The 11,661-nt window shown below is 38.9% G+C and carries 12 protein-coding genes; 9 read left to right on the top strand and 3 right to left on the bottom strand.

The features are described from left to right. Positions 1 to 32: 32 nt before the first annotated feature. The 3 genes from ACYVQZ_RS07360 to ACYVQZ_RS07370 all read right to left on the bottom strand — a co-directional run bounded on the left by ACYVQZ_RS07360 (position 33) and on the right by ACYVQZ_RS07370 (position 2,515). Entirely contained in the window at positions 33 to 1,364 is a 1,332-nt protein-coding gene (locus tag ACYVQZ_RS07360) for a C1 family peptidase (protein ID WP_461240757.1), read from the bottom strand. Positions 1,365 to 1,517: 153 nt separating this feature from the next. Then, positions 1,518 to 2,198, bottom strand: coding sequence for a ribose-5-phosphate isomerase RpiA (gene rpiA / locus ACYVQZ_RS07365; RefSeq protein ID WP_461240758.1), 681 nt, complete (start codon positions 2,196 to 2,198; stop codon positions 1,518 to 1,520). Positions 2,199 to 2,215: 17 nt separating this feature from the next. Next, complete coding sequence (locus ACYVQZ_RS07370) at positions 2,216 to 2,515, bottom strand: GNAT family N-acetyltransferase (RefSeq protein WP_461240759.1); 300 nt, start codon at positions 2,513 to 2,515, stop codon at positions 2,216 to 2,218. Between the two features lie 139 nt (positions 2,516 to 2,654). Here ACYVQZ_RS07370 and ACYVQZ_RS07375 point away from each other — a divergent pair, with 139 nt between their 5' ends. From ACYVQZ_RS07375 to rbsD, 9 genes are all read left to right on the top strand, one after another. Beyond that, positions 2,655 to 3,191, top strand: coding sequence for a dCTP deaminase/dUTPase family protein (locus ACYVQZ_RS07375; protein ID WP_461240760.1), 537 nt, complete (start codon positions 2,655 to 2,657; stop codon positions 3,189 to 3,191). An 89-nt stretch (positions 3,192 to 3,280) separates the two neighbouring features. Further along, positions 3,281 to 4,651 carry a DNA repair protein RadA gene (gene radA / locus ACYVQZ_RS07380; RefSeq protein WP_461240761.1) on the top strand — a complete coding sequence of 457 codons (1,371 nt, stop codon included), beginning with the start codon at positions 3,281 to 3,283 and terminating at the stop codon, positions 4,649 to 4,651. Between the two features lie 18 nt (positions 4,652 to 4,669). Next, positions 4,670 to 5,809 (top strand): PIN/TRAM domain-containing protein, encoded by a 1,140-nt coding sequence (locus ACYVQZ_RS07385; RefSeq protein ID WP_461240762.1) that lies wholly within the window; start codon positions 4,670 to 4,672, stop codon positions 5,807 to 5,809. A gap of 87 nt (positions 5,810 to 5,896) precedes the next feature. After that, positions 5,897 to 7,384 carry a glutamate--tRNA ligase gene (gene gltX, locus ACYVQZ_RS07390; RefSeq protein ID WP_461240763.1) on the top strand — a complete coding sequence of 496 codons (1,488 nt, stop codon included), beginning with the start codon at positions 5,897 to 5,899 and terminating at the stop codon, positions 7,382 to 7,384. Positions 7,385 to 7,537: 153 nt separating this feature from the next. Next, a complete protein-coding gene (gene cysS / locus ACYVQZ_RS07395) occupies positions 7,538 to 8,944 on the top strand; it encodes a cysteine--tRNA ligase (protein WP_461240764.1) in 1,407 nt (468 codons plus the stop codon). Continuing rightward, positions 8,944 to 9,354: a Mini-ribonuclease 3 gene (locus ACYVQZ_RS07400; protein WP_461240765.1), complete on the top strand. Its 411-nt coding sequence runs from the start codon at positions 8,944 to 8,946 to the stop codon at positions 9,352 to 9,354. Before cysS ends, ACYVQZ_RS07400 begins: the two co-directional genes overlap by 1 nt. Further along, positions 9,344 to 10,099 (top strand): 23S rRNA (guanosine(2251)-2'-O)-methyltransferase RlmB, encoded by a 756-nt coding sequence (gene rlmB, locus ACYVQZ_RS07405; protein WP_461240766.1) that lies wholly within the window; start codon positions 9,344 to 9,346, stop codon positions 10,097 to 10,099. The genes ACYVQZ_RS07400 and rlmB overlap by 11 nt, the downstream gene beginning before the upstream one ends. Before the next feature lie 21 nt (positions 10,100 to 10,120). Further along, positions 10,121 to 11,146 (top strand): ribose utilization transcriptional repressor RbsR, encoded by a 1,026-nt coding sequence (rbsR, locus tag ACYVQZ_RS07410; protein WP_461240767.1) that lies wholly within the window; start codon positions 10,121 to 10,123, stop codon positions 11,144 to 11,146. Positions 11,147 to 11,261: 115 nt separating this feature from the next. After that, a complete protein-coding gene (gene rbsD, locus ACYVQZ_RS07415; protein WP_461240768.1) occupies positions 11,262 to 11,657 on the top strand; it encodes a D-ribose pyranase in 396 nt (131 codons plus the stop codon). The last annotated feature ends 4 nt before the right edge of the window (positions 11,658 to 11,661 follow it).

Genomic DNA, 11,661 nt, shown 5'->3' on the forward strand with positions numbered 1-11,661 from the left:
AATCCTAATCCAAATCGGATTAGGATTTTTTATTATGCTAAGGCACCCATAGGATCCCAAGGTTTTAACAGCACAGGTTCTTGTGCTTGAACTTGTTTTTGTTCATTGCTCAAATATTTCTTATTAATCACGACTTGGTAACAATATTCATCAAGCCAAGCATCGCTCATCACAAAGTAGCCTTTGGTTCCAACTTTTGGGCCCCATGAATTTTCAACTTTCCATTTAGTTGGTTTGCCGTCAACGAGATCAACGCCGGTCAAAACCATGGCATGTGTCATCATACTTTCGCCAAAGTCTAAACGTTGTGCTTTGGTCATGTCTAAACTGGTATCGAATAAATCATTTTTGGCGTAAACATTAAGGTCCATAATACCTTGTTGTCGTTCAGAACTTTGACCCACATCACAACCAAACCAAACACTTTCACCATCTTGAAGCTGTTTGATAGCTAATTGTTTGAAATCATCAATTGCTAAGTTAAGGTGTTTAACTTCACGACCACCAACAACATTACCTAACATATCAACCGTGTAGGTTTGGTTGTAGGGTTTATCATCAGTCGGGGCGTTAATAATTGAAACATAGTCATCAAGATTCCAGCCGACATATTTTTTGAAGAAGGTTTGTGGTGTGAGATTTTGTTCGAGATGGTATTGGTGATTATCGTCTTGATATTCAAAATCAAATGTCGTTGGTGGTTCACCAAAACTATAAGTCAAAATCCGATAAACTGCAGATAACATTTCTGAACGAGTTTGATTCAATTGTTCATCAGAAGCGTTTTGAGCAACTAAATCACGTAATGTAATGGCATCTTTACGTAATTTACGATTTAAAACAGTATTAATTTCATTTGATTTTGATGAATTATAGGTTTCAGGCATGACGCTTTGTGGCACAACGCCGTACTTTTCGATCAAGGCACACAGCATATCCCATTGGCCACCATCTTGTTGAGGGGTTGCCATTAGCCATGCGACTTCACGACTGTCGACCCCTTTATCAGCTGTTTTTAAAACATTTTCATAAAAGTAGTTCGCCTTTTCAAATTTATCCCAGAAAAAAGTATAGGATTGAGATAATTCAAATTTTTTAAGACTAAATTTAGTAGCCATGTCGTGGCGCATTGTATTTAATGCGGCAAACATCCAACAACGACCAGATTGCTTTTGGTTGGAAACATCGCCGGTATCTAAATCAATTGAAAATACAGGTGTAGTGTCGGCAGCAGCATGCCAGTCATAGCTACTAGCTAAAATACCGTTTTTTGTAACGGTTCGTTCATTAACTTTTGCTTCTGGGTGCTTTGCTAAATCTTGTTGATACTGTTCTAATTGGGTTTGTGTAATTTTAAAAGTCAATTTCTCCACTCCTTTTAGGATTAATAACTCCTTTATTGTACTTCATGTCAGTGATATCAGTAAAATATTTCACCTAAATTGTAAATGATGATGCATTTTTGTATTTATTTAGTGGTAATAAAAAAGAAACCTGACAAACAGGTTTCTAGTTGATTATCGCGCTTGTAAAACTTCTGGGCCTGATTGGCGACCCACGATGACTGTATTAACTCGGTTTAAGAAGAAACCATGTTCAACAACGCCCACCATCTTAATTAATTCATCGGCCATCGCAAATGGATCATCGATTTTGTGGAGATGTAAATCGATCACATAATTTTTTTCATCAGTCAGGAATTTTTGATCGCCATTCATTCTAAATGATGGTTCGTAACCTTTTTCCTTGAGTCGATTGAAAACTTGGCCACTGCCAAATGGAACAACTTCCACTGGTAATGGGAATTTACCAAGTTGGTGAACCATTTTACTTTCATCAACAATCCACATGATCTTGTCTGAATTTGTAGCAACGATTTTTTCCCATAAGTGGGCACCGCCACCACCTTTAATACCTTGAAATTGATCATCAATTTCATCAGCACCGTCGATGGTTAAATCGATATGATCAACTTCATCAATATCTTTAATTGTGATTCCTAGACTTTCAGCTTGCTTCGTTGTTCGCAGTGACGTGGTGACACCTACAATATTAAGGTGTTCTTTGGCAACCCGTTCACCTAAAGCATCCACCATGTAACGAACAGTTGAACCAGTTCCGAGACCGACAATCATGCCGTCCTTAACGTATTCAACAGCTTTAGTTCCAACTTGTTTCTTCAATTCATTTTGATCCACAATCAATTCTCCCTTTCTTAATTAAAACGATCTTCCGGTTTCAACAACTTTTGGTAATCAGGCTGTTGCTCAAATTGTCTTTTGGCATATGGGCACAGCAACTGAACTTTTAAGTGATGTTGTTCAGCATATTTCACGAATTCATCAACTAAAACTGCAGCGATATTTTGACCGCGAAAAGCCGGATTCACAAATGTGCGTTCCACCACAACCGAGGATGGGTTGGCATCATCGATTGCTGGGAAAACAATTTCACCAATTAATTGATGATCGCGATTTTCAGCAAAGATTCTGTTGGATTCATATTGAAATTCCACTAATCCACCTCCAAAAGTTATTAACTCCTTAACTTTAAACGTTTTTGCAATTCATTGTCAATATCTACGATAAACTAGTATGATTGAACCGCTATCTCCTTTATAATAAGGTAGTTACTATTAATTTGAGGTGAATAACATGACACGGGGATTTGAAGTCGTTTCAACAAAACAAGATCAAGCCATTAATTTACCAAAGCGACAAACCAAAAATGCCGCTGGTTACGATTTTGAAAGTGCACAGGATTTTGTATTACCTTCCATTTGGAAACTCAATTTTATCAAGATTTTTAGATTATTGCTGAATAAAGATCAATTAACTGATGCTGATTATGAAGCAGCTAACCAAACCTTAAAACCATTATTGGTGCCAACAGGTATTAAAGCTTATATGGGCGACAGTGAATTTTTATTACTTGCCAATCGTTCAAGTGGTCCAATCAAACGGCGATTGATTTTACCAAATGGAATCGGCGTAGTTGATGCGGATTACTACAATAATGAAAGTAATGAAGGTGAAATCTTTTTCCAATTATTAAATTTTGGCGTTAGAGATGTCACCATTAAAAAAGGTGACCGCATTGGCCAAGGAATTTTCATGCCATTTCTGATTGCGGATGGTGAAAGCCAACCAATGAACGAACGTAAAGGTGGATTTGGATCAACAAAACACTAATGTTAAATTCCGATTAACCTTTCACGTACAATCTACCGTTTATAGCGGTTATGATACAATAAAAACAATCAATTTTAGGAGGAATATTAATGGCGAAAATAAAAACACAATATGTTTGTCAAAATTGTGGCTACAGTTCGCCACGCTTTTTAGGTCGTTGCCCAAATTGTGGTGAGTGGAATTCATTGGTGGAGGAGCAAATTGCCCCCAGTACATCAGCCACGCCACGTAGTCAAAGCTTTAGTGGTACAAGGGCCACACCAACTAAAATTGATGAAATTAAAATGGGTACCACGCCACGAGTGAAAACAAGCCTAGATGAGTTAAATCGCGTTTTAGGCGGTGGAATTGTCCCAGGTTCGCTCATTTTAATTGGTGGTGATCCAGGCATTGGAAAATCGACGTTACTCTTACAAGTCTCAGGTCAATTAAACGATACTGGTGGAACTGTATTGTACGTTTCAGGTGAAGAAAGTGCCGCACAGATTAAACTGCGGGCACAACGGTTGGATGTGACGGGTGATCGTTTTTACGTTTACCCAGAAACAGATATGACCAGCATCGAAGCGGCGATTGAAGAAATGCATCCGGATTATGTGATTATTGATTCCGTTCAAACGATGGCAGCCCAAGGTGTTGATTCAGCAGTTGGGAGTGTGTCACAGATTCGAGCGGTGACCGCCCAATTGATGAGAATTGGTAAGAATAATAATATTACCATCTTCATCGTGGGCCACGTCACTAAGGGAGGTGCGATTGCGGGTCCTAAAATTTTGGAACATATGGTGGATACCGTCTTGTATTTTGAGGGCGATTTGCATCATACTTACCGCATTTTAAGATCAGTTAAAAATCGCTTTGGCTCTACTAACGAATTAGGTATTTTCGAAATGCAAGAGGGCGGCCTAAAAGAGGTGGCTAATCCATCAGAGATCTTTTTAGAAGAAAGATTGAAGAATGCCACAGGCTCCGCCATCGTTGTTTCAATGGAAGGTACCCGACCGATCTTAGTGGAAATTCAAGCCTTGATTACGCCAACGGTGTTTGGTAATGCGCAAAGAACAGCCACCGGGTTGAGTCGTAATCGCGTTTCACTACTGATGGCCGTGTTAGAAAAAAGAGCTAATCTGATGTTACAAAACCAAGATGCCTATTTGAAGGCAGCCGGTGGCGTCAAATTAGATGAACCTGCGATCGATTTAGCGATTGCAATGAGCATTGCGTCTAGTTATCGTGACAAAGGAACGCAACCAACGGATGCATTTGTCGGTGAAGTGGGCTTGACAGGTGAAATTCGACGGGTTAGTCGCATTGAGTCACGGGTGGCCGAAGCAAAGAAGTTAGGTTTTGAACGCATTTTTGTGCCGAAAAATAACTTGGCTAACTGGACACCACCAAAGGGTATTCAAGTGGTAGGATTAACCACTTTAAGTGAGGCGTTGAACCTCGCCTTAAAATAATGAGAAAGGAGGGTTAGTATGAGAAAACATATTATTCGAATTTTATTTACCGTTATTGGGGCTGCACTCGGGTTTTACTACTTGCCTGTTTTGTGGTTGGCAATTGGATTCAAATTTAATGGTGCATTGCTATTATTTATTGATGTTTTAATTGGCGCAATTATTTTTTGGTTATTATCTTATGCATTACAAAATTCTGTGATTCGATTATCAAATAAAATTGAAGTTTATCTAGAAAAACAAAGTCCGATTTACCTATTATCTGGAAGTATGTTAACCATTGTCGGCCTTGTTTTAGCAGTGCTATTATCGATTCCACTGTGGAATTCACACGTACCAGTGCTTGATAATGTGATTCCAGTAGTTTTGATGATTATTTTTGGTTATTTTGGATTCCGTTTGGGTACGACCAGATTAGATGACTGGCGCACGTTGTTTCAATTTAAACGGACGCCTAAAGATGCTGATGAACGACAAAGTCTCATCACCAAAAAAGATGATAACTATCACCACTATAAAATTTTGGATACGAACATTTTAATCGATGGGCGTATCTATGATTTGGTCAAAACAGGCTTTATTGAAGGAACATTATTAGTGCCTAATTTTGTGTTGTATGAATTACAATACATTGCTGATTCAAGCGATAGTATCAAACGCGTGCGTGGTCGTCGTGGTTTAGATATTTTAAATAAGCTTCAAAATGAAAAAATTGTGCCAATTGAGATGTATGAACAAGATTTTGAGGATATCCCTGAAGTTGATAGTAAATTAATTCAATTAGCCAAAGAAATTGATGGTGTGATTGTCACAAACGATTACAATTTAAACAAGGTGATTCAGTTCCAAAATGTGCAAGTCATGAACATTAATGCGTTGGCAAAATCACTGAAGCCACGTGTCATTCCTGGTGAGGAACTAAATGTGATGGTTGTTAAAAACGGAACTGAACGACAACAAGGAGTGGCTTATTTGGATGATGGCACAATGGTCGTGGTCGAAGACGGTCGCTACTACATGAATGAACACATTCAAGTGGAAGTCACAAGTGCTTTACAAACGGATGCTGGTCGGATGATTTTTGCCAGACCTATCCATTCAACTAAGGGCATTAATGATCATCATGAAACAAAAGATGAGTCAACTCACAAGGACTAACGGCTTTCCCCTTTTATTTTTAGGGCAGAACTTGTAAACTGGATAATGAGTCACAAAAATGATGAATAAATGAAAGAGGCGTAACAATTGGCTAAAAGTAACATTCGTGTGCGGTATGCACCTAGTCCTACTGGACATTTACACATTGGTAATGCGCGAACAGCATTATTTAACTATCTTTTTGCTCGTCATAACAAAGGGACGTTCGTTATTCGAATTGAAGACACGGATACCAAACGTAACATTCAAGATGGTGAAAGAAGTCAATTAGATAATCTTAAATGGTTAGGACTTGATTGGGATGAGGGCCCAGACATCGGTGGCGATTTTGGTCCTTATCGTCAATCAGAACGTAAAGAGATTTATGTTAAATTAATCAATCAACTTCTCGAAGAAGGCAAAGCTTACAAGTCGTATCGTACAGAAGAAGAACTTGAAAGTGATCGTGAAGCACAAAAAGCACGTAAAGAAATGCCACACTACGAATATGAATATGCGGGCATGTCTGAAGATGAAATTCAACAGGCCCAAAAAGAAGCTGAAGAAAAAGGCTTAACACCCGTTGTTCGTTTTAGAGTACCCAAGGATCACACGTATGCCTGGGATGATATTGTTAAGGGCAATGTTTCGTTTGAGTCAGATACCATTGGTGGCGACTTTGTCATTCAAAAACGTGACGGAATGCCAACTTATAACTTCGCGGTTGTAGTGGATGATCATTTGATGGAAATTACGCATGTATTCCGTGGAGATGACCATGTTGCAAATACACCTAAGCAATTAATGATTTATGACGCATTCGGCTGGAATGCACCAAAATTTGGTCACATGAGCTTAATTATTAACAGTGAAACTGGTAAGAAATTAAGTAAACGTGATGAATCAGTCTTACAGTTTATTGAACAATACCGTGATCTGGGTTACTTACCAGATGCAATGTTGAACTTCATTGTGTTGCTTGGTTGGTCACCAGTTGGCGAAGATGAGATTTTTACTCGTCAAGAATTCATCAAAATGTATGATGAAACGCGCTTGAGTAAATCACCTGCCGCATTTGATGGTAAAAAATTGGAATGGATTAATAATCAGTATATGAAGCAAGCTGATGAAGATCGCGTTTTTGATTTGGCTTTACCACAATTGATTAATGCTGGATTACTCGAAAAACATCCAAGTCCTGAAAAATTAGAATGGGCACGTAAACTCATTAGTTTATTTAAACGTGAAGTGAGTTATGCGCGCGAAATGGTCGAATATACCAAACCATTCTTCCACGGCCCAGCCCAAATCAATGACGAAGCCAGAGAAGAAATTTCAGCAGATACAGCATTGACCGTGATTAAAGAATTTGCAGATCGTGTTGAGAAATTGGACTATATGGATACCGTTCAAATTTTGAAGACGATAAAATCAATTCAAAAAGACACTAAAATTAAAGGACGCAAATTATGGATGCCAATCCGAATTGCGGTCACACATGAAATGCATGGACCAGAATTACCAGAAGCAATTGAATTAATTGGCCAAGAAAAAACAATTGCAAACTTAAAAGAAATGATTTCTGAATTAAGTTAATCATGATACTTAAGGAGACGAGGATTACCCTCGTCTTTTTGTTTGGCCTAGGACAAGAAGCCTGCTAGACTATTGGTCAAAGATAGTCCATAATTAAACGGTAATGGCTATGTTAAAATAGCAGTATCTAGACCAAAATAAGGGGCGAATACAATGCTCAAAATATTCAATACATTGAGTCGTAGCAAGGAAATTTTTAAACCACTAACTGAGGGTCAGGTTAATATGTATGTGTGTGGACCAACGGTCTATAACTACATTCATATTGGTAATGCGCGCAGTGCGATTGCCTTTGATACAGTTAGACGATATTTAGAATTTTCCGGCTATCAAGTTAATTACGTCTCCAACTTTACAGATGTGGACGATAAAATGATCAAAGCGGCTAAGGAGCAACAAATTACTGTGCCACAATTAGCTGATAAATTTATTGCGGCCTTCATGGAAGATACCACTGCTTTAAATATTGAGCCCGCCACGATGCACCCAAGGGCAACTGAAAACATTCCTGAAATTATTAATTTTGTCAGTGACTTGATTGATAAGGGTTATGCTTATGAGGTGGACGGCGACGTCTATTATCGCGCCAAAAAATTTGCCCAGTATGGTGAGCTTTCACATCAACCAATTGATGAACTAGAAGTTGGTGCCAGTCAACATGTCGATGAAGCTGAATTTGCCAAAAAAGAGGATCCCATCGACTTTGCGTTGTGGAAAGCGGCTAAGCCTGCTGAAATTTCGTGGGACTCACCATGGGGACCAGGACGCCCTGGTTGGCACATTGAATGTTCAGTGATGTCCACCAAGTATTTGGGTGATCATTTTGACATTCATGGTGGCGGCCAAGATCTGACATTTCCACATCATGAAAATGAAATTGCTCAAAGTGAAGCAAAAACGGGACAAACTTTTGCTAACTATTGGATGCATAATGGGTTTGTCACAGTCGGGGATGAAAACGAAAAAATGAGTAAATCGCTCGGTAATTTCGTGACTGTCCACGATATTATTAAGGAAATTGATCCACAAGTGATTCGCTTCTTTATGGCTACCACGCAGTATCGCCGGCCAATTCAATATAATCATGCCAACATTGTCGATGCTCAAAACAACCTAGCCCATATTCAAACAACATTTGAAAATTTGAAGTATCGTGAGCAGGATGCAAATGCTGGTAGCTCGGCTGCTATCACCCAAGATGTGCAAGATCTACGACAAAAATTTATTGAAGCAATGGATGATGACTTTAATGTGCAAAACGCAATTACAGTTGTCTACGAATTAGTTAAACAAGCCAATGTCTACTCGCAACAAACAACTGTATTAGCAGAAAATTTACGATTATTTGAAGAGACGTTGACTCAGTTAGTTAGTATTTTTGGCGTACAACTCAAATCAAATGAATTAGATGATACTGAAATTGAAGATTTGATTGAGCAAAGAAATCAAGCACGACGAGATAAAAATTTTGCGCGCAGTGATGAAATTCGTGATCAACTAAAAGCACAAGGGATTATTTTAGAAGACACACCACAAGGAACAAGGTATAGGAAGGTATAATGACACAAATTGATTATCAACAAGTGAGCGGGATTGCATTAGCGTATTTAGGGGATGCAGCCTATGAAGTATTTGTCAGACAACATTTGATTGAAATGGGGCTGACAAAACCGACTAAATTGCATCATCAGGCAACCCACTATGTTTCAGCCAAAGCACAAGCAGCACTAATCGATCTGATGAAAACAGACGATGTGTTAACTGAAACTGAATGGGAATACTTTAAACGTGGGCGTAATGCTAATAGTCATACCCACGCTAAAAATTCGTCGGTATTAACATATCGGATTTCAACCGGATTTGAAGCCGTAATGGGTTTCTTAAAGTTAAGTGATGAAACGCGCTTAGCACAATTGGCTCAATGGTGCATTGAACAAGTAGACGCAAGGAGAACTGCTCATGAAAAATGAATCGGAAAATAAAGATTTTATTATTGGCAGACATCCAGCTGTCATGGCGTTAAAATCTGATCAAGAAATTAATAAAGTGTTTATCCAAGAAGGCCTTAAGTCAGACGCCATTCAAGAAATTGTGCAACTCGCTAAACAAAGACGATTAGTGATTTCTAACGTTCCCAAGACAAAACTGGAGCAAATGACAAACCACCAAAATCATCAAGGAGTGGTGTTAGCAATCTCAGCATATGAGTACGCTAGCATTGACGATTTATTTGCAAATGCCCAAAAAAAGCAAGAAGCACCATTTTTCTTGATGCTTGATAATCTGGAAGATCCACATAACCTCGGCTCAATTTTAAGAACCGCTGACGCTGCCGGCGTACACGGAATCATTATTCCTAAAAGAAGAGCAGTTGGCTTAACGAGCGTAGTAGCCAAAACATCTACAGGCGCCATTGAGTATGTGCCAGTAGCACGTGTGACAAACCTAGTGCAAACAGCTAAAGAATTACAACAACGCGGCGTATGGCTATTTGGAACTGACATGAAAGGCACCGATTACCGCCATTGGGACGCGACTGGCGCAGTTTGTTTAGTGATCGGTAATGAAGGAAAGGGCATTTCACCATTGTTGAAAAAAACAGTGGACGATATGGTTTCAATTCCGATGGTTGGTCACGTTCAAAGCTTAAATGCCAGTGTGGCAGCCAGCTTATTGATTTATCAAGGTTATAATTCGAGACACCCACTAAATTAACGCTGTAACGAGGACAATTAAATGGCAAAAAAAGTATCCATTAAAGATGTAGCTAGTGCCGCTGGTATCTCTATTACCACCGTTTCACAAATTTTAAATGGTAAGGGGAATCGTTTTAGTAACGATACCAAGGCCAAAGTGCGTCGAATTACTGAGGAATTGGGCTATGTTCCCGATTACAGTGCAAGGCGCATGACAGGAAACACGAATCCGATTATTGGTGTCATTGTCCCCAAATTGAGCAATCCATTTTTTACGTCCTTTATTGCTGGTGTTCAAGCGCAATCCTATGAAAAAAATGCGATTCCAATCGTTTTTGGTAGCAATCGGAGTACCTCATTAGAGAGTTATTATCTGAAAGTGCTAGTTGAACAAGGTACTGATGGCGTTATTATTACGAATCCAATGATTACCCACGAAGATGTTAATGACGTGTTGCGTAAAAATGATATTCCGTACTTACTGTTGGATCAAAAAACTCCTCGTGAAAATGAAGATCATATTGGTGTGGATGATTATTTGGGCGGTCAGATGGTTGCCCAACATTTAATTAATAAAGGCCATCAAAAAGTCACAGTTTTAATACCGAATTTAATGACCACCAATATATCTCGGCGAATTAAAGGGTTTAAAGCGGTATTTGAACAAAATGGCATTGAGTTGACTGATAGGCAATTTATTGAAACCCAGCTAAGTAAAAGTGGCGGTTATCAGGCAACCGATGTTTTTTTAGCGACTGGCGCCACGGCTGCTTTTGCAATTAATGATGAAGTGGCCATTGGTCTAATTAGAGGTCTTCATGAAAGGCATTATGAAGTACCCGCAGACTATTCAGTGATTGGCTATGATGGCATTGATCTGGGTAAATATGTGACTCCTAAATTAACGACTGTCTCACAGCCGGTTTTTAGAATGGGTCAAATTGCTGCTGAAATTGTCCTTAAACGAATTACGAATCGATATTTAAAGCCACAGATGGTTGAGCTGCCACTCGAGCTTGTACCGGGTGAAAGTGTTGCTGACATTGGAAAAAAATTAAAAAAATAGTAATTCGCATCCGAACATTTGTAAGCCCTTTCATTTTGTGCTAGTCTTTTAGATAGGCAAAGTAAAACGTTTTAATACTGAACCGATAAACCGTAAAACGAGAGGAAAAAGTCTCATGAAAAAGACACAAGTAATCAATTCGCACTTGTCTAGAGTGATTAGTAACATGGGCCATATGGATCAGTTAGCAATTGGTGACGCTGGTATGCCCGTACCCAGTCAAACTGAAAAAATTGATTTGGCATTGAGTAAAAATTTGCCAAGCTTCATCGATGTTTTAAAAAATGTTTTAAATGAACTTGAGGTCCAAGAAATTATTTTAGCCGAGGAAATTAAAACGGTTAATCCTGACCAGTTAAGTGCTGTTCAAGCACTGTTTCCTGATACGAAGACAACGTTTATTCCTCACGAAGAAATGAAAAAGGAACTTACCAATACAAAAGCATTTGTACGAACGGGTGAAATGACATCCTATTCAAATATTATTTTGGTGAGTGGAGTCACTTTCTAAAACG

The organism is Paucilactobacillus salsurae, assembly GCF_054784995.1.

Coding starts and splice junctions, on each gene's coding strand:
- ACYVQZ_RS07375 (WP_461240760.1), top strand. CDS start 2,655: ATGACACGGGGATTTGAAGTCGTTTCAACAAAACAAGATCAAGCCATT.
- radA (WP_461240761.1), top strand. CDS start 3,281: ATGGCGAAAATAAAAACACAATATGTTTGTCAAAATTGTGGCTACAGT.
- ACYVQZ_RS07385 (WP_461240762.1), top strand. CDS start 4,670: ATGAGAAAACATATTATTCGAATTTTATTTACCGTTATTGGGGCTGCA.
- cysS (WP_461240764.1), top strand. CDS start 7,538: ATGCTCAAAATATTCAATACATTGAGTCGTAGCAAGGAAATTTTTAAA.
- ACYVQZ_RS07400 (WP_461240765.1), top strand. CDS start 8,944: ATGACACAAATTGATTATCAACAAGTGAGCGGGATTGCATTAGCGTAT.
- rlmB (WP_461240766.1), top strand. CDS start 9,344: ATGAAAAATGAATCGGAAAATAAAGATTTTATTATTGGCAGACATCCA.
- rbsR (WP_461240767.1), top strand. CDS start 10,121: ATGGCAAAAAAAGTATCCATTAAAGATGTAGCTAGTGCCGCTGGTATC.
- rbsD (WP_461240768.1), top strand. CDS start 11,262: ATGAAAAAGACACAAGTAATCAATTCGCACTTGTCTAGAGTGATTAGT.